Source organism: Planktotalea arctica (assembly GCF_002105285.1).
Classification (GTDB): Bacteria; Pseudomonadota; Alphaproteobacteria; order Rhodobacterales; family Rhodobacteraceae; genus Planktotalea; species Planktotalea arctica.
In genome coordinates this window covers 1-17,649 of the sequence record NZ_MUHR01000006.1, presented here as the reverse complement: position 1 = coordinate 17,649, position 17,649 = coordinate 1, and the positions used below count along the sequence as shown (strand labels likewise).

The 17,649-nt window shown below is 58.3% G+C and carries 21 protein-coding genes; 13 read left to right on the top strand and 8 right to left on the bottom strand.

Translation table 11 applies throughout. The features are described from left to right. The first annotated feature begins 37 nt into the window (after positions 1 to 37). Positions 38 to 772 carry an SDR family NAD(P)-dependent oxidoreductase gene (locus tag B9P63_RS07375; protein WP_085307933.1) on the top strand — a complete coding sequence of 245 codons (735 nt, stop codon included), beginning with the start codon at positions 38 to 40 and terminating at the stop codon, positions 770 to 772. Positions 773 to 790: 18 nt separating this feature from the next. On the opposite strand, the gene B9P63_RS07370 is transcribed toward B9P63_RS07375, so the two are convergent. Beyond that, positions 791 to 1,549, bottom strand: a complete 759-nt coding sequence (locus B9P63_RS07370; protein ID WP_085307932.1) for an N-acyl homoserine lactonase family protein — start codon at positions 1,547 to 1,549, stop codon at positions 791 to 793. Between the two features lie 39 nt (positions 1,550 to 1,588). On the opposite strand from B9P63_RS07370, the gene B9P63_RS07365 reads away from it, so the two are divergent. The 6 genes from B9P63_RS07365 (at position 1,589) to B9P63_RS07340 (ending at position 7,343) form a co-directional block, all read left to right on the top strand. Beyond that, a complete protein-coding gene (locus B9P63_RS07365) occupies positions 1,589 to 2,710 on the top strand; it encodes an aminotransferase class I/II-fold pyridoxal phosphate-dependent enzyme (RefSeq protein WP_085307931.1) in 1,122 nt (373 codons plus the stop codon). A 169-nt stretch (positions 2,711 to 2,879) separates the two neighbouring features. Continuing rightward, the gene (locus B9P63_RS07360; protein WP_085307930.1) at positions 2,880 to 3,944 is read left to right on the top strand and encodes a hypothetical protein; all 1,065 of its coding nucleotides are present in this window, start codon (positions 2,880 to 2,882) and stop codon (positions 3,942 to 3,944) included. Between the two features lie 34 nt (positions 3,945 to 3,978). Further along, a complete protein-coding gene (locus tag B9P63_RS07355) occupies positions 3,979 to 5,370 on the top strand; it encodes a surface lipoprotein assembly modifier (RefSeq protein WP_139816220.1) in 1,392 nt (463 codons plus the stop codon). Between the two features lie 91 nt (positions 5,371 to 5,461). Next, a complete protein-coding gene (locus B9P63_RS07350) occupies positions 5,462 to 5,890 on the top strand; it encodes a VOC family protein (RefSeq protein ID WP_085307928.1) in 429 nt (142 codons plus the stop codon). After that, a complete protein-coding gene (locus B9P63_RS07345; protein ID WP_342743570.1) occupies positions 5,887 to 6,612 on the top strand; it encodes a DUF1194 domain-containing protein in 726 nt (241 codons plus the stop codon). Before B9P63_RS07350 ends, B9P63_RS07345 begins: the two co-directional genes overlap by 4 nt. A gap of 8 nt (positions 6,613 to 6,620) precedes the next feature. Continuing rightward, positions 6,621 to 7,343: a DUF1194 domain-containing protein gene (locus B9P63_RS07340; protein ID WP_245830581.1), complete on the top strand. Its 723-nt coding sequence runs from the start codon at positions 6,621 to 6,623 to the stop codon at positions 7,341 to 7,343. Here B9P63_RS07340 and B9P63_RS07335 read toward each other — a convergent pair. The 3 genes from B9P63_RS07335 to B9P63_RS07325 form a co-directional block, all read right to left on the bottom strand. Beyond that, positions 7,337 to 7,846 (bottom strand): MarR family winged helix-turn-helix transcriptional regulator, encoded by a 510-nt coding sequence (locus B9P63_RS07335; RefSeq protein ID WP_085307925.1) that lies wholly within the window; start codon positions 7,844 to 7,846, stop codon positions 7,337 to 7,339. The two genes, B9P63_RS07340 and B9P63_RS07335, sit on opposite strands and share 7 nt — an antisense overlap. Positions 7,847 to 7,919: 73 nt before the next feature. After that, on the bottom strand, positions 7,920 to 8,177 hold the full coding sequence (locus B9P63_RS07330; protein ID WP_085308298.1) for a succinate dehydrogenase assembly factor 2: 258 nt from the start codon (positions 8,175 to 8,177) through the stop codon (positions 7,920 to 7,922). A 13-nt stretch (positions 8,178 to 8,190) separates the two neighbouring features. Continuing rightward, positions 8,191 to 8,628 (bottom strand): helix-turn-helix domain-containing protein, encoded by a 438-nt coding sequence (locus B9P63_RS07325; protein ID WP_245830580.1) that lies wholly within the window; start codon positions 8,626 to 8,628, stop codon positions 8,191 to 8,193. 96 nt (positions 8,629 to 8,724) lie between these two features. On the opposite strand from B9P63_RS07325, the gene B9P63_RS07320 reads away from it, so the two are divergent. Together B9P63_RS07320 and B9P63_RS07315 are read left to right on the top strand one after the other, a co-directional pair. After that, positions 8,725 to 9,927: a pyridoxal phosphate-dependent aminotransferase gene (locus B9P63_RS07320; RefSeq protein ID WP_085307924.1), complete on the top strand. Its 1,203-nt coding sequence runs from the start codon at positions 8,725 to 8,727 to the stop codon at positions 9,925 to 9,927. Positions 9,928 to 9,951: 24 nt separating this feature from the next. Continuing rightward, on the top strand, positions 9,952 to 10,359 hold the full coding sequence (locus tag B9P63_RS07315) for a hypothetical protein (RefSeq protein WP_085307923.1): 408 nt from the start codon (positions 9,952 to 9,954) through the stop codon (positions 10,357 to 10,359). 7 nt (positions 10,360 to 10,366) lie between these two features. Here B9P63_RS07315 and B9P63_RS07310 read toward each other — a convergent pair whose 3' ends face one another. The 3 genes from B9P63_RS07310 to B9P63_RS07300 are packed head-to-tail and all read right to left on the bottom strand — an operon-like array spanning position 10,367 to position 13,299. Continuing rightward, complete coding sequence (locus B9P63_RS07310) at positions 10,367 to 11,773, bottom strand: MATE family efflux transporter (protein ID WP_245830579.1); 1,407 nt, start codon at positions 11,771 to 11,773, stop codon at positions 10,367 to 10,369. A 21-nt stretch (positions 11,774 to 11,794) separates the two neighbouring features. Next, entirely contained in the window at positions 11,795 to 12,667 is an 873-nt protein-coding gene (locus B9P63_RS07305) for a nickel/cobalt transporter (protein WP_085307922.1), read from the bottom strand. Further along, a complete protein-coding gene (locus tag B9P63_RS07300; RefSeq protein WP_085307921.1) occupies positions 12,655 to 13,299 on the bottom strand; it encodes a DUF1007 family protein in 645 nt (214 codons plus the stop codon). The genes B9P63_RS07305 and B9P63_RS07300 overlap by 13 nt, the downstream gene beginning before the upstream one ends. A gap of 49 nt (positions 13,300 to 13,348) precedes the next feature. Between B9P63_RS07300 and B9P63_RS07295 the strand changes: the two genes are divergently transcribed. Next, on the top strand, positions 13,349 to 13,999 hold the full coding sequence (locus tag B9P63_RS07295) for a TIGR02453 family protein (protein WP_085307920.1): 651 nt from the start codon (positions 13,349 to 13,351) through the stop codon (positions 13,997 to 13,999). 67 nt (positions 14,000 to 14,066) lie between these two features. On the opposite strand, the gene ppk2 is transcribed toward B9P63_RS07295, so the two are convergent. Next, on the bottom strand, positions 14,067 to 14,975 hold the full coding sequence (gene ppk2 / locus B9P63_RS07290; protein ID WP_425439734.1) for a polyphosphate kinase 2: 909 nt from the start codon (positions 14,973 to 14,975) through the stop codon (positions 14,067 to 14,069). A gap of 112 nt (positions 14,976 to 15,087) precedes the next feature. On the opposite strand from ppk2, the gene B9P63_RS07285 reads away from it, so the two are divergent. The 3 genes from B9P63_RS07285 to B9P63_RS07275 form a co-directional block, all read left to right on the top strand. Then, positions 15,088 to 16,383: an alpha/beta hydrolase family protein gene (locus B9P63_RS07285; protein ID WP_085307918.1), complete on the top strand. Its 1,296-nt coding sequence runs from the start codon at positions 15,088 to 15,090 to the stop codon at positions 16,381 to 16,383. Between the two features lie 20 nt (positions 16,384 to 16,403). After that, positions 16,404 to 17,273 carry an alpha/beta fold hydrolase gene (locus B9P63_RS07280; RefSeq protein ID WP_085307917.1) on the top strand — a complete coding sequence of 290 codons (870 nt, stop codon included), beginning with the start codon at positions 16,404 to 16,406 and terminating at the stop codon, positions 17,271 to 17,273. 122 nt (positions 17,274 to 17,395) lie between these two features. Next, the coding region (locus B9P63_RS07275; RefSeq protein ID WP_139816219.1) for a hypothetical protein at positions 17,396 to 17,649 on the top strand (254 nt) is incomplete at its 3' end.

The window sequence follows — 17,649 nt, the reverse complement described above, 5'->3', positions numbered from 1 at the left end:
ACTGTGTTGCGCACGGTTAACGAAGAAGGACGCGTATATGAGCGGAAAAGTTGCGATCATCACAGGTGCCGCAGGCGGCATGGGGCAAGCCTTTGTGCAAGCGCTTCTGGCCGACGGAATGAAGGTGGCGGGTTTCGATATCGCTAAAGACGGGCTTGAGGCGCTTGACGCAGCGCATGGCGCAGATTTTCTGGGCATCACAGTCGATCTGACCGATCCGGACGCGGTGGCGCAGGCCTTTGGCGAGGTCGAGGCGCGCTTTGGCGGCGTGGACATCTTGGTGAACAACGCAGGCACATGTTTTATGTCCGAATTCCCGAACATTCCCGCCGATGAGTTCCAGCAGCAAATGGCACTCAACTTTTCGACCGCCTTTTATTGTTGCCAGAACGCGGTGCCGATGATGCTCAAGCGCGGCGGCGTGAAGAAGATCATCAATATTTCCTCCAACGGGGCCTATAATTTTGACGTGTTCGATCCGCCCCCCTACCGCGCCAGCAAGGCCGCGCTCGACACGCTCACAAAGGACCTCGCGCGCCGCTATGCCACCGACAAGATTTGCGTCAATTCAATTGCGCCCGCGATGACGCAAACGCCCTTGTTCGGCGTGCTGAGCGAAGAAGTTCTGGCCAAGGCCATCGCCCAGATGCCCCATGGGGAAGCGATGCAGCCCGCGCAGATCGCGGGTTGGGTGTCCTTTCTCGCGGGGCCGATGGGCGATGTGTCCAGCGGCAACGTGTTTATCCTCAATCAAGGACGAGACGTCCGCTAGGATCAACAGGTCCTGAACTTAGGTGAAGTGCTCGGGCGTTTTGCGCAAATTCGGCCATTGCTCCGGGCAGTGGCCGTAAATCACTTGTGCGCCCGTCTCTCTGGCCAAAGCCATCAGACGTGCGCCATTCACTATCGCCAGCGCGTCGTCCCATGAACCTGCAAACTTCTCGTCGATCTCGGCCGGCCGCGAGATCGCATCGCTCACCAAAAGCATCGGCCCGCTGTCGGGCATGTCCAGCAAAACCGCCAGTTGCCCCGGCGCGTGGCCCGGAACCAGCAAGATGCGCAGCCCTGGCCCCAGATCGAAATCCTGAGTGACCAGCATATAGTCGCGCACGGGCCAGTCCATCGGCTGCGCGCCGCGCCAATAAAGCGGCTTTGGCAAATCACGCTCCGCTTTAGCGATCAGGATAGGCGCGCCTGGGAAATCAGCAAGGCCGCCAACGTGATCAATATGGGTATGGGTCATAATCAACAGGTCTATATCGCCGGGCAAAACCCCTGATTTAGCCAGTTGCGGCGCTGGTAAATTGCCCGCTGACAATGCCAGAACTTCCCCGAATTCCCCAAGATTATCCTCTTTTGAGGCACGAGCCGCGTCCCGCGCGTATTTTGCGGGAAAACCGGTGTCGATCAAGATACGCTCGCCCACGTCGGTGACGATCAAAAAGCCGCAAATGCCGATCACGCGCCCGTTGGCATGAACCTTGAACAGGCCGAAATCCAGCACATGCAATTGCGCAGGACGCCCCTTGATGAAACCTTTTGAAACCACGATGCTCCCCTTTATGTCGCAACTAGGTCAGGCGGGTTTATGAAAGTCAAGATTCACACATTGTTCGAATATCTGCTCGACACGACCGAGGCGGAGCCGGAAGCCTTTGTCGGGTTTTCCCTGTCCAAATCCCCCGTACTTGGTGATTTTCTCGATGCGCTTGATCCCGCTTTACCGCTGGATTGGAACCAGAAATCCTTTCGTGGCCTGCCCGAGCTGCGCGCCCATGTGCTGCGCACGGCGGCTCTGCAGGAAAACTGCGCGCTTGACGATGTGCTGATCACCGCCGGCGCGGCGGAAGCCAATTACCTTGCGATCCGCCAGCTTTTGGAACCAGGCGACGAGATCGTCATCGAAAAACCCGGCTGGCCGCAGGCCGAAGTGATGGCAAAGGCTATCGGTGCGCACATCAAAGTGGTGAACCGGCGCGAACAGGATGCCTGGGCACTGCCACTCGATGATCTGCGCACTGCGGTTACCGAGAAAACCAAGCTGATTTTTCTCACCAATCCCAACAACCCCACAGGCCGTTTGCTGCGCCCTGACGAGTTGCGTGATATCACCGATATCGCGCAGCGTGTCGGTGCTTGGCTGATCGTTGACGAGGTCTACGCTGGGCTCGAATGGAACGAAGAACGCGCGCCCTCAATCGCTGGCCTTTATGAGCGCGGCATCACTACTGGCAGCGTGTCCAAGGCGCTTGGCTTGCAAGGCTTGCGCACAGGATGGATGATCTGTTGCAACGCAGAGCTGATCATGGATGCCATAATCTTGCGCGAAAATTCCAGCGAAATCATGAATGTCATGGGCGAAGTTATCGCTGAAATCGCCCTACGCGAAGAACGCTACGCCCCCGCACTGAGCGCGGCCCGCGACGCCGGGCGCGCCAATCTCGCGCTACTGGATGAATTCGTGCAAGGCCAACCCCTGCTGAGTTGGACGCCGCCCGAAGCCGGTTTGATCGGCCTCGCACGCCTTGGCGGCGACCTCGATGGCGATACGCTAGCCAAAGCGCTGCTGGCTGCGCCCTACCGCACCTTCCTGCTGCCCGGCTCCGCCTATGATGCGCCGCGCCATATCCGCCTTGGGGTGGGCGGCGGCGCAGAGGCGAATCTGAACCTCGGGCTGGAGAGGCTCGGTGCTTTGCTCGGCACACTTTAAGCTTATTGGGGCCCACATCTATGGGCACAGAATGGCAAGCCCCCCAGATACTGTGGTTCAATTTGGCGACGATCTTCACTTTTATTAAGGAAAACCACCCTAAGCTGCGTTGACTTTCGCAACGCCAGCGCGGACCTTACAACCTGACCGCTTTGAAGGCCCTTTTTTAATGATACGTTTTACTGTTCTCTGCACCATTTTGATGAGTGTGAGCGCCTGCAACGGCACCAATCCGTTCATGGTTGACGAAGCAACCAGCACGAGCACTCAAAGCGGCACAGCGGCTGAAGAGGACACCACCACCTCTGCACCGATCGTGACCGAGACCACAACCAATAGCGGTGATCCGATTTCATCCGATCGCACGATCCTGCCTGGCACGACCAACCCCTCGCCCAACAACACAATTTTCCGGCGCGAAGCCCAAGCAGGTGAAACCGGCAACGGTTTTGCCGAAGGTTTTGCCTATAACAGCGTCAATGACACCTTTACTGTCGATAACCTCGCATTTGACGGCGAAGGCCCCTACACTGCCGTGCGCGACAATCTAGGCAATCGCATCGGCATCGGCCCATTCAACGTGTTCGAAAACGAGGCGACCGTCGTGGACGGTTTGACCTTGGCAAATATCAACCAGTTAACCTATCGCGCGCTTTATAGCGTTGGGCCGGACGGCAATACATCAATCGCAATTATCCGCACCGGTGCGTATATGGACTACGGTTTTGGTGGATATATTTATCAACGCAACGGCGGCGTGACCCTGCCCACGTCTGGGCAGGCAAATTATTCTGGAACCAACAATTATGGCGGTCTGCGGGATTTCATTGGTCAAGGTGGCCTTGAATATGTGCGCGGCGATATCGAAGTGAACATCGATTTCAACGACTTCAATGCAGGTTCTGGCGTGATTGGCGTCGTGAGCAATCGGCGCGTATTCGATCTTGCAAACAATGATGTGACCTCCACAATCCTGAGCGCACAAGGCGGCACGCAATTGCCAACCCTGTTCTTCGACATCGAGCCCGGTGTGCTGGACAGCAATGGTGAACTTTCGGGCACGATCCAATCAAGTTTTGGTGGCGAAGTGTTTGAGGAAGGCAGTTATTACGCCATTCTATCCGGCGACAATGCTGAAACAATTACCGGCATTATCGTAGTCACGGGGGATGATCCGCGCAACAGCAACGTGACCTTCCGCGAGACAGCAGGATTTTTTGCCGTTAGACAGTAGTATTTATGAGTGCCTAGTGCTGCCGGAGTTCAAAATGTCCCTATCCATTTCTCGGTTGCGAAACCTGTGTGCAGTTGCAGTTCTCAGCCTCGGCGCGATGGGTACATCTCTGCAGGCCCAGAGCGCGGGCACCGCTGAGCTCTCGCCGCTGCAAATGCGCAATCTGGCTGCCAATGCGGTGGTCAACGGCGATCCTCGCATGGGATATCAAGTCGCCACAGCGCTGCTGCAACGCGATCCAGAGGATACGGAAGCGTTGATCATCCGCGCGCGTGCTGCGCGTGATCTGGGTCGCCTGCCCGAAGCCATCGCCACCGCACAGCGCGCCTGGGGGCTGGCTGGAAATGCCTCCGAGCGGTTTGGCGCATCCATGGTCATGGCGCAATCGCTCTCGACGTCAGGCGCGAAAACACGCGCACAAATTTGGCTCCGCCGTGCAGCGCAAAACGCGCCAAACGATGAGTTCAAATCCATAGCGATCCGTGATTTTCGCTACGTACAGCGCACGAACCCTTGGGCAACCGAGTTCAGCTTTTCCGCCTCACCCAATTCCAACATCAACAACGGCAGCGCGCGCAGCACGACGCGATTATTCGATCTTCCGTTTGAATTTCAACTGAGCGGCGCCGCCCGCGCCCTATCCGGAGTGGAATACAGCACTGGCGTCGCCACGCGCTACCGCCTTTTGGAAACCGCGCGCGCGCAGAACGATCTACTGCTGCGCCTAGATCACAAGACCTACACATTGAGCGAAGAGGCCAAACAGCTTGCGCCCACCACCGAGGGCTCGGAGTTTGCTTTTTCCTCAGCCTCGCTCAGCTATGTCCGGCGCGGTTTCAGCGGCGCAGACAACATGCTCCCCAACCAGTTCGAAATCACCGGCGGGCGCACGTGGTACGGGCATGACCCCTTCATGGAATACCTGCGCATTGGTTTTACGCAGAATTACGTGATCGCGCCGGGCAGCTTCATGTTCACCGGGATCAACCGCGAATACCAACGTTCGCTGTCCAACCGGCAAGACGTAGACAGTTGGGGCCTTAGCACAGGAATGCGCGTGACGCTGCCCAACCGCGACCGCCTGACGTTGAGCCTGTTCGCCACCAACAGCAATTCAATCGATTCCAGTCTCGATTACCGGCAAGTCAGGCTAAGCACCCGCTATGCGATTGCGCGCCCGATTGCAGGTGTATCTGTCGATTTTGGGGTCGAAATCAGCCAGAAAGTTCATGAAATCTCCCGATTTTCACGTTTTGGGCAACAGGACAAAACGCTGGCGCTCGATGTGACGGGGGTATTCAACAACCTTGAATACTTCGGGTTTTCCCCCTCGCTCACGCTGACGGCGCGCAAGACCAATTCGAACATCGGGCTCTATGAAAGTCAGGGGCTCGGGCTGCGGGTCGGCATTCAATCCGCGTTCTAATGCGCAGCTTTTACGGACTGATCTACGCTAGGCTCTCGACACTTTCGATTTGACCGCTACTCTCCCGAAATAATGAAAAGAGGAGAGATCAATGGCGTTGAAGTATCTGCACACGATGGTGCGCGTGAAGGATCTAGAGGCCTCAATAGCCTTTTACCGCTTGCTCGGCATGCAAGAAACGCGGCGCATGGATCATGAAAAGGGCCGCTTTTCGCTGGTGTTCATGGCCCCCCCCGATCAGCCGGAATGCCCGGTCGAGCTAACGTATAACTGGGACGGCGACGACGCTTTGCCCTCGGACAGTCGCCATTTCGGCCATCTGGCCTATTCGGTCAGCGACATCTATGCGACCTGCCAACATCTGATCGATAACGGCGTAACGCTGAACCGGCCGCCGCGCGACGGGCGGATGGCCTTTGTACGCTCGCCTGACAATATCTCGATCGAATTGCTGCAAGAGGGCAACGCGCTCGCACCCGCCGAGCCGTGGAGCAGCATGGAGAGCATAGGTCACTGGTGAGCCTGCGCGCCTCCCTTACTTGGGCGCTTGCGCTGATCGCCTCGGGCTTTGCCGCATCGGCAGAGGCAGCTTGCCGCCTTGCGCTGGTGCTGGCGATGGATGTGTCTTCTTCCGTGTCGCAAGAAGAATACGCGTTGCAGCAAAATGGCCTCGCCGCCGCGCTTTTGTCCGAGGATGTGAGCCGCGCGATATTGCAAGGCTCGGACGGTTATGTGGCATTGAGCGTTTATGAGTGGAGCGGGCGCTATCAGCAAAGTGTGATCGTCGACTGGCTAATCCTCGACAGCCGCGCCGCCATAGCGCAGGCCGCCGCGCGGATCGCACAGAGCGAGCGCAGTTATTCGCGATTTCCTACAGCAATGGGGTTTTCGCTTGGCTATGGCGCAGGGTTGTTCAAATCCGCGCCAAACTGCGATCGCCGCGTGATGGACGTGTCTGGCGACGGCATCAACAATGACGGCTTTGGCCCTTTGATCGCCTATCGCCATTTTCCCTTTCAAGGCGTCACGGTCAACGGTCTTGTGATCACCGGAAGCGATCCTGATGTGGAGTGGTTTTACGAAAGCGAAGTCCTGCACGGCCCGCAATCGTTCCTCGAGATCGCCGATGGTTTTGAAGATTTCGAGCGGGTGATGACGCGCAAACTGTTTCGCGAAATCAGCAATCTGATGATCGGCGAAGCCCCGACGAGCAGACCAAGCCTGCGACCCTCGCGGCTATGAGGCGCGCGATGCTGACGGTTCTCGCGTTCGCACTGATGACGGGGCCTGCGCTGGCGCAAGAGCGGTGCAGGCAGGCGCTGGCGCTTGGGCTTGACGTGTCGGGATCGGTGGATAGCCGCGAGTACCGTTTGCAACTTGACGGGGTGCTCGCCGCGCTGCTGGAGCCAAGCGTGCAAGGCGCGCTGCTCTCAATGCCGGGCAATCCCGTGCGCATCGCGGTTTATGAATGGAGCGGACCTGCAGATCAAACACTGCTACTGCCTTGGAGCGCAATTACCGATGCCGCAGCCCTGAACGCGATCGCGGCGCGCCTTGGCGCGGCGCAGCGCACCGCCCCCTCGGAGCAATCCACGGGGCTTGGCACCGCGTTGCTCTACGGTGCCGCCCTTTTGGCGCAGCAGCCCGATTGCTGGACCCGCACTTTGGACATTTCGGGCGATGGCAAGAACAACTCCGGCCCGCAGCCCCAGGATATCGATGATCGCCGCTTTGACGGAATGACAATCAACGCGCTAGTGATCGGAGCCGATGCGCTGGATCATGGGGACAACCGCCAAGCACAGATTGGCGAGCTGTCCTCCTATTTCAACGCCTACGTCATACACGGCCCCCTGAGCTTTGTCGAAGTCGCGCTTGGATTTGAAGACTATGAAAGCGCGATGGTGCGCAAGCTAAAACGCGAATTGCAGGGCATGATCCTGTCGGAGCAAACCCCGCTGCAGGGTCAATAGATATAGCGGATCTGGTCTGTCCAGTATCGCTCCATCCGCTTCAGCGCGCCAGTGATTTCAATCAACCCTTCGGGACCAAGCACACCCTTGCCTTGCAGACCATCCGCGTGGCGTTCGAACAATTGCGCGATGCCATCGCGAATATCGCGCCCTTTCCGCGTCAGCTTGACCCGCACGGAGCGGCGGTCGATCTCGCAGCGCTGATGGTGCATAAAGCCCATTTCCACCAACTTCTTGAGGTTATAACTGACGTTGGAGCCTTGATAGTAGCCACGCGATTTCAACTCCCCCGCCGTGACTTCGTTATCGCCAATGTTGAACAACAAAAGTCCCTGAACCGCGTTGATTTCAAGCACGTTGATCCGCTCGAACTCGTCCTTGATCACGTCGAGCAGCAAACGATGCAGCCGCTCCACCAGTGCAAGCGCTTCTAGATATCCTGTAATAAAACCTTTGTCCGCACCCGTCTTAAGATCGGTATGCACTACGCTGTGAATGCTCATTCTTTTCTCCGCTGAACTGCTCGCGGATCACAATGGGGCAAATTTGCAAATATTCGGTTAAACTGAAAAAGGGCTATTTTTGAAAGGTTTGTGCAATATTAGCCAGCAAATCCCGAAACTGGGGCGGCGCCATTGTCTGCCCCGTGACCCAAGAATAGAGGTCCTGGTCGTTCTCGTCGAGCAGCGCATCATAGAGCGTAATCTGCGCGTCATCCATACGCTCGAGTTCGCGTCCGGCATAGGCGGAGAGGATGATATCCATCTCTTTGATGCCCCGCCGCATCGAACGCATTTTCAAACGCTTGATGCGATTTTCAGGTTTTTCAGACATATTACCCATCAGATCAGGCTTCTTTCAATGCTGTACGCAGGCGCTTTTCTAGCCGCGCAAGATGATCGGCGGATTGGCTGATGACAACCCGGAGATCACGCACATCGCGCAGAATTGCCGCGACATCCGCGTCGATTGGCGTTTCATCCGCGATCGGCGCATCAAGGCCTTCGCCCTCGCCGTTCAGCAACCACATCATCGACACGTTGAGCAGGCCCGCCATCATCGACAGCCGGTTCGCACGCGGCTCCGAGAGGTCCTGCTCCCATGATTTCAACGTGCTCGCTTTCACCCCGAGACGGCGCGCAAGCTGTGCTTGCGTCATTTTCGCGTGATCGCGCGCCGCGGCGAGGCGATCGCCGAAGGTCGCCGCGTCAGGCCCGTACCAATCCTCGGAGGGCATGTCTTGCGTGGTCATCGGGGTCGCGTTCAGGGCATCGATATCGTTCATTTCAGTGTCTCCGGTTCATCCGAGAAGCAGAACGCTTGATTGCGTGCGGTGCTAACCCTAAGAGGGACGAGGTAAGAATACAATTCGGAGCGCCCCATGACCTTCCTTTCTGCGACACTTACGCGCGTTAAGCCGTCGCCAACGATCGCCGTGACCACAAAAGCGCAGGCGCTCAAAGCCGCCGGGCGCGACGTGATCGGCCTTGGCGCGGGCGAGCCGGATTTCGACACGCCCGAGCACATCAAGGACGCGGGCCTTGCTGCGATCACAGCGGGCAAAACGAAATACACCGCTGTGGACGGGATCGCAGAGTTGAAGCAAGCGATTTGCGACAAGTTCGCGCGCGAGAATGATTTGCGCTACACCCCCGATCAGGTCAGCGTCGGATCGGGTGGCAAGCAGATCCTCTACAATGCGCTGATGGCGACGATGAACCCGGGCGACGAAGTTCTGATTCCCGCCCCCTATTGGGTCAGCTATCCCGATATGGTGCTGCTTGCGGGGGGCGAGCCGCGCATCGTGTCCGCCTCGCCCGAGAGCAAATACAAGATCACCGCAGAGCAGCTTGATGCGGCGATCACCCCCAAGACCAAATGGTTCATCTTCAACTCTCCTTCCAACCCTACCGGCGCGGGCTATACCCACAGCGAGCTGAAGAAATTGACCGACGTGTTGCTGCGCCATCCCCATGTCTGGGTGATGACCGATGATATGTATGAACACCTGAGCTATGACGGGTTCGAATTCGCGACCCCCGCACAGGTGGAACCCGCCCTTTATGAGCGCACGCTGACCTGCAATGGCGTGTCCAAGGCCTATGCGATGACCGGCTGGCGCATCGGCTATGCGGCAGGCCCGAAGATGCTTATCGACGCAATGCGCAAGATCCAGAGCCAGAGCACCTCAAACCCTTGCACGATCAGCCAGTGGGCCGCCGTAGAGGCGCTGAATGGCCCACAGGATTTTCTGGCAGAAAACAACAAGATATTCGTGCGCCGCCGCGATCTGGTGGTGCACATGCTGAGCGCGATCGACGGTATCACCTGCCCGGTGCCCGAGGGGGCCTTCTATGTCTATCCCTCGATCAAAGGGTTGATTGGAAAAACCACACAAAACGGCACCGTGATTGAAAACGACGAGGTCTTTGCAACCCAATTGCTAGAGCAAACTGGCGTTGCTGTGGTCTTCGGCGCTGCCTTCGGGCTATCGCCAAACTTCCGTGTCAGCTACGCTACGTCGGACGAAGCCCTCACCGAGGCCTGCACGCGCATCCAGACGTTCTGTGCATCGCTGGTTTGAGGCATAAAACAATAAGGATCGAGCATGTCCGGTCATCTGCCTGATTACTACTTTCGCGTGCGCGAAAATGGTGCTTTTGTATTCCGCGTTGATACGGAAAACCGTCAGCGCCGGATCGAAATGGATCAAATCGCGACCGTCAACATCCGCAATGGCGAGATCAAGCCACAGGGCGATCGCGAATTGAGCGAGCGTGATCTGGAGGTGATTCAGGACTGGATGGCCGAGCGCACGGCGCTTCTGGCCGAGCGTGACATCGACGACATTCACCGCGCTGTAGATTACCTCAACCTCACGACGCAGTGGGCGCAGGCCAAAGCCACCGATGCCCAGCTAGAGGCGGTGACGGACGATCTGCTTCTGGCAATGCACGATCTGCGCTCGGTTCTGGTGCGCAAAAAAGCGGATCGCTTACTGCAAGATCGCAGCTAACAACCGCTCAAGCCCCGCGCGTAACAATCATAGGGCTTAGACGCCAGAAGCGCACCATCATGAGAACTGCCGCAAACGCGAGTCCTATGGCAAGGCCGCCCCAAATCCCTGCTCCACCAAATCCGAACGTGAAGCCAAGAAGGTACGAACACGGCGCGCCGATCACCCAATAGCTGAAGACCGCGTAGCTCATCGGGACTTTTGTGTCGCGCAGGCCACGAAGCAAGCCCAGCGCCATGACTTGCGCAGCATCGACAAGTTGGAACACGCCCGCCATCACCAAAAGGATCGTGCCCACCGCGATAATCGCACCTTTGTTCGGCTCGTCGCTATCCAAAAACAGTGATATCAGCGGCTCGGGGAAGGCCACGAAGACTGCAATCGTTGCCAGCGCCATGATCATCGACAGCGCGATGATAACCTTGGCGCCGCGCGCCAGATGCTCACCGTCGCGCCGCCCAAGCGCATTGCCCGCACGCACGGTCGCCGCGTTTGAAAGGCCAAGATGCACCATGAACGTCAGGCTCGCCAATTGTAGCGCGACGCCGTGCGCCGCAAGCGCAATCGTGCCAAGCCAGCCCATCATCAGTGTCGATGCGGCGAACAGGCCGACCTCCGCGAGCATGGTGAACCCGATGGGCACGCCAAGGCGGCCCACCAGAAAGAACGCCTCCCAATCGGGGCGCCAAATGCGGGCAAAAAGCTGCTGCTGCGGCAGCGCGCGCATCACGTAGCCCACGATTACCGCAAGCGAGAGGATTTGGACGATCACCGATGCAATCGCAGAGCCGCGCAGCCCAAGCTCGGGCATGCCCCAATGGCCAAAAATCAGCGCGTAATTCAAAAACGCGTTGGCCACGGCGGCGATGATCGTCACCCAAAGCACCACCTTGGTGCGCTCCATCGCGGCAAGGTGGGATTTGAGCACCATCACGCCCAGCGCAGGAATGATGCCCCAGCCCGCAATGCGCAAATAGCTCTGCGCCTCTGCCGCGAGCGCATCGGTTTGTCCCAGCGCGCGCAAAACAGGGTCCGAAAAGAAGAACAGCGGCATGACCCCAAGCGCAAAAACAAACGACATCCACAGGCCCATGCGCGTGGTGCGGCGCATTTGCACATCATCCCCATTCGCGAACTGGCTCGCGACCAACGGCATAACCGCTTGCGCAAAGCCCGATCCGAAAATGAACAAAACGAAAAAGAAAGTACCCGCCAGCGTCACTGCCGCCAGCCCTTCGACCGAGTACCAACCCATCATCACCGTATCGGTCAGCGTGATTGAAAACTGCGCCAAATGCCCGCCAATGAGCGGCAGGCCCAGCGTCGCAATCGCACGTACATGGCCGGAGTTGCTCATCGGCAGCGGGGTCGTACTCGGGGCTGTGGTCGGGGCGGTGTTCTTTGGATCACTCATGCCCCAGCTTTGGCCTAAGCCTTAAAGCGCGGCAAGTGTCATTTGCATAGCGACCGCCGCGATGGCGAGGCCGATGGTAATTTGCAGCGCCATGGATACGCTGAAAACCCGTGCATCCGTAGCCAGTGATGTAAGAATGCCAGAGCGCAGGCTAACAGAGGCAAGCGCGACCAGAACCGTCACACTTGCAGTGCCCAGCCCCATCACCAAAGCGCCTGCGATACCAGCGGCGAAAATCCCCATGCTCCATGTGATAATCAGCAAGAAAAGCGCGCCTGTACAAGGCCTTAGTGCCACCGCACCGATCACCGCCAGCGCGTCGCGCAGGCCATTCACTTCGCTTGCTTGCTGCGGCGTCGGCCCATGGGAATGGCCGCAACTGGCGCAGGTCTCGCTTGTGGGTTTACGGCGCAATGCCTGTATTCCACGCCACGCCAGCCAAAGCCCCACCAGCGCAATCGCACCGCTGCTGAGCGGTGCCAGCCATTGATCCGCCGCCGCGCTCATCTGCGTGCGCCCCCAACCAAAGGCGAGGACACCAACCCCCACCAAGAGCACCGCCGTGCCTGCCTGCGCAAGGCTCGACGCCAGCGCCAGCGCGGACAAGCGCAGCGCAGAAACCTTTGCAGCAACGCCGTAACCGCCGATTACCAATTTGCCATGCCCCGGCCCCGCCGCGTGGAAAAACCCGTAGGCAAAGCATAGCCCCATCAGGCCCACGAACGCCCCTGCCTCACCGCGCTTGAGTGCGCGCAAATAGCTGGCCATGGCCTGCTGCACGTCGCGCTGCCCTTCTGCGGCCCAGCGCGCGATGCTCTCGGCCCCGCCATAGCCCCAAAGCCAAAGCGCCAGCGCAGCGAGCGCGAGGACCACCGCCCCGCCTAGCCAGCGCATGAAATCACCGCGCGGCTGGCATAGAGATGGCCCAGCTTTACCTCCATAAACACATCTCCTGACAGGCTCTGCTCAGTCAGTTTCGCAACTTCCGCTTCTGCTGCGGCCATGTCCGGCGGCTCGATGCGCACGGCGCAGGGCGCGGGCACTTCAATACCGCCACTTAGATCATAGGACACATAGTAGGTCGGATCATATTGCCGGATTTCGAGCCCCTCTGCCGCAACATTCGGGATCGCGCGCTTTTGCGTCGCGACAATCTTGCCACCGCGCACCGCGATATCATGCGGCACAGGGCGCGGCATTTCGATCTTGCGCCCCTCGGAGGCGAGATAAAGGTCACCCTCAAAGCCTTCGGGCCACTCGATCAGATCGAACCCCATCAGGCGATCCAGCTCCGCTTCGCTCAGCGCGCCGTCCGCGTCCTTGTCCAGCCCCATATCCTCGAAGATCAAAAGCGTGAAAAAGTCATCGTATTCCCAGGTCATCTTCACGCCCGTGACCTGCTGCGCCTCGTTCATCTCCACGACGATACGCGTGGTGACGAAAATATGGGGATGCGCGCGCGCCAGCGGCGCGATCAGCCCGGCAATCAGGGCGGCAGTGAAAAGAATGCGGGACAGTGCGCTCATATAGTCTAAGTAGGGAAAATCACATCATTCACAAGCCCAAAGGCGCCCCATGCAAGATGCATTTTCGACCCTGATCTCCGAAACGCGCGCCTTTCTCGGCGAACTTTCGCACAATAACACGCGCGCCTGGTTCACCGAGAACAAATCGCGCTACGAGAGCGAGCTGAAGAAACCCGCGAAACAACTGCTTGAGACGATCGAGGGGCGCCTTGCCGTGCGGCTCGATCAACCCGTCACGACCAAGCTGTTTCGCGCCAACCGCGATGTGCGCTTTTCCAAGGACAAAACGCCCTATTCGCTTCACCTGCACTTGCTTTGGACGCCGCAAGGCAATGGCGCGCAGCCGGCCTATTTCTTCGGCATTGCCGAGGATTACGTGAAGGCGGGTGCAGGCCTCACGGGCATGGACAAGGCCCGCCAAAGCGCTTGGCGCGCATGGGTAAGCGAGCGCGAGGGCGACGCGCTGCAAGCCAAGCTAGACGCCGCGCTGAGCGGCGGCGCGACCCTTGGCAAGCCCGAACTCAAACGCGTGCCCAGCCCGTTCGAGCAAGATCACCCGCGCGGCGATCTGCTGCGCCGCCAATCGCTCACGCTCTGGAAAGACATCGAAGCCGAGGCGGAAAACGGGCTGACACATGCCATCACCGCGACATTTGAAGGGTTCGAGTCGATCATGGATGACCTTCGCACTTTCCTCTAAGCGCTTCCTCTTTCCAAAAATATCGCGGGGGAGCGCGCAGCGCGGGGGCAGCGCCCCCTCCACGCCCCTACCCTTTGCGCGTTTCGGGATGCAAAGCCGCGCCCAAAATGTGATTGGACGCATGGATCACATGCGCCGCGCCTCCCACGATCTGTGGGTCGGGGTGCGTCACCAATGAGGTATTCTTGCCCGGATACTCCAGCGAATTGAGGAAATGCAGCATGCACGCCAGCCGCGCGCGCTTCTTGTCGTTCGATTTTACCACGGTCCAAGGCGCATCGGCGGTGTCCGTGTAAAAGAACATCGCCTCTTTCGCTTCTGTATAATCATCCCATTTGCCAAGCGACGCCTTGTCTATCGGTGAGAGCTTCCAGCGCTTCAATGGATCCGTGGCGCGGCTGTCGAAACGCTCTTTCTGTTCATCCTGCGTGACCGAGAACCAGTATTTATAAAGGCGAATGCCCGAGCGCGTCAGCATCCGCTCCAATTCTGGCGTTTGGCGCATGAATTCAAGATATTCCCCCGGCTCGCAAAATCCCATGACCCGCTCCACACCCGCACGATTATACCAACTGCGATCATAGAGCACCATTTCGCCGGACGTGGGCAAATGATTGATATAGCGCTGGAAATACCACTGGCCTTGCTCGGCTTCAGTGGGTTTGTTCAACGCCACGACGCGCGCCGCGCGCGGGTTCAAATGCTCGGTAAAGCGTTTGATCGTACCGCCCTTGCCCGCCGCATCCCGTCCCTCGAAGAGCAGCACAAACTTCTCGCCCATCCCCTGCGCCCAATGCTGCACTTTCAACAATTCCGCCTGCAATTCGGCCTTGAGCGCCTCGTACTCCTTGCGTGGCATCTTGTCGGTGTAGGGATATGCGCCCTGCTCGAACGTGCGGCGGGCCTCGCTGGCGTTTTGCGCAAGCGGTTCATGCGGGGTCGCGCCGTTTTGGGTGGTTTGGATCGTCATGGGCATCCTCCGTACAATTTTTCCCCTTTGCAATGACACAGTGCCGCTGCGTAGTCCTTGATCCGTATCAAACCTGCGTCATTCTGGCGGGCACAAGAAGAAACAGGGAGAAAACCACATGAAACATGTATTGGCGGCCGCAGCGCTCGGCCTTATGGTGACGCCTGCCATGGCAGAAAACCGCATCGACACGATCCGCCCCGACGCCCCCGCACTTGCCGCCTATGGCGAACATGTGGTCGGCGTGCGCACGTTCGAGCTATCCAACCCCGGTCAGATCGACATCGTGAACACCACGGCCGAGAATGCCCCGACATATGATCGCCCTTTGACGGTCGAAGTCTGGTATCCAGCGGCGCAGGGCGTCGAGGCTGGCGGCACTTATGAAGGCGTCAACCTGCGCGCGGCCTCGGTCCAGGTTGCGCTTGAGGGTCAAGCGGTGCGCGACGCTGCGCCAGCGGCTTCCGGCAGTTTCCCGTTGATCGTGATTTCGCATGGTTATCCGGGCAACCGTCACTTGATGGCGCATCTTGGCGAAAACCTTGCGTCCAAGGGCTATGTCACGGTGTCGATTGATCACACAGACAGCACCTATGCGGATCAGAACGCCTTTGGCTCAACCCTTCTAAACCGCCCCCTCGATCAGGATTTCGTTGTCGAGACCTTTGCTGATTTCTCCGGCACATCCCCTGAACTCGCCGCTATCATCGACGGCGACACAGTCGGCATTCTCGGTTATTCCATGGGCGGTTATGGCGCGCTGATCTATGGCGGCGCAGGCGTCACGCAAGCCTCTACCGAGTATCCTTGGGGCACGCCAAACGGCCTTCTGGCGCGGCACTTGGAGGGGTCCGTGAGCCACGCCACCATGCCGAATGAGCGCGTCAAAGCGATCATCGCAATCGCACCATGGGGCAAGAACACCGGCTTCTGGTCTGCGGAAGGTCTCGCTGGCTTTGAGAAACCACTGATGCTTATGGCGGGCTCCGTCGATGATGTGTCGATCTACTCAGCCCTGCGCTCCATCTTCACCGAGACGACAGGCACCAAGCGTCACCTGCTCACTTTCGAGAACGCGAACCACAACGCAGCCGCACCGATGCCATCGCCGATCGAGGGCTATCAGATGGTCGAGGGCATGGATTTCGCGCCTTTCGAGCATTACGCGGACGCGGTCTGGGACAACGTGCGCATGAACAATATCGCCCAGCACTTCGCGACCGCGTTTATGGACCTGCACCTTAAGGGCGACGACAGCAAAGCCGCCTTCCTTGAACTGGTTCCAAACGCCAAAGACGGCGTGACAGCGATGGGCGAAGACGGCAAGCCAACCGAGGAGCACACCTATTGGGAAGGTTTCCCCGCGCGCACAGCCACCGGGTTAATGTTCGAAACTCTGGACGCTGGTAAGTAATCAAAACAAAGGATCGCCCCATGCAGACGCGTTGGTTTACCTTGAACGGCCAAAAATTCTTCGCGCGCACATGGGGCGATCCATCCTTGCCACCCTTGCTGATGCTGCATGGTTTCCCAGAATATTCAGGCGCTTGGGCGGAATTGGCGACAGAGCTCCAAGACACATTCTACTGCGTTGCCCCCGATCAACGCGGCTATGGGCAAAGCTACTGTCCGAGCGGTGTCGAGGCTTATCGCACAGGCGTTCTCGCCTCTGACATGGCCGCTTTAATGAGTGAGTTGGGTGGTCCTGCGATAGTCATGGGCCACGATTGGGGGGCCTCTGTGGCCTACGGATTGGCCATGTTCCACCCCGATCTCGTGTCTCGCCTGATCATTGCCAACGGCGTGCACCCCGTCCCCTTCCAGCGCGCAATGGCCGCTGGCGGCGCGCAATCAACCGCCTCGCAATACATCAACGTGCTGCGCGAAACAGGTTCCGAAGTGCGCTTTGCCGCCAATGATTTCGCCAAACTTATGCAACTCTTCTCAGCAAACATGGACCTCAGTTGGCTCACCGGTGAAAAACTGGCCGCATACAAGACCGAGTGGTCCCGCGCGGGCCGTTTGGAAGCGATGATAAACTGGTATCGCGCCTCGCCTTTGGTGGTCGCAGCTCCAGGCAGGCCTTTGGAGTTGCCCGCAATGGACCCTGCCCGCCTGCAAGTGCGCTGCCCGCATTTGTTGATCTGGGGGATGGACGATACGGCGCTACTGCCTGAAACGCGGGAAGGCTTGGGGGAGTTTGCAGCGGATTTGACCTTACGCGAGATTAAAGGCGCAGATCATTGGGTGCTGCATCAGAAGGCAAGTGAGGTTGCTGGGGTTGTGAAGGATTGGATAAAATGACAACCCTTGCGCGATTTCCTAAATCATGACGAACCAAGGACCTCGTGTAACGGGTTTTATGTGATGCACGTTTGAGGGGAACTAGGGTACAGTCTTAGTCTTTAGCTGAAGGGTGCAGTGAGATGACTGATCAAGCGGAAATCAAGAAGGGCTGGCGTGAACGATGGTTAAGCAGCATCGAAGAGTTTGCAAACTTTGAGACGCAGAGGCAGACGTGGCTAGATAACGAGAACACAAATCTCCACTATACATTCGTGGAATATATGTGCTGCTATTTTGACGATCTCAATCTATCTGATGGCGGCTACGCGTGGGCGCTTAAAGAAGGGCTCGTTAGCAAGGAAGAGCATGACGCAAGGGAGTATCCGAAACTCTG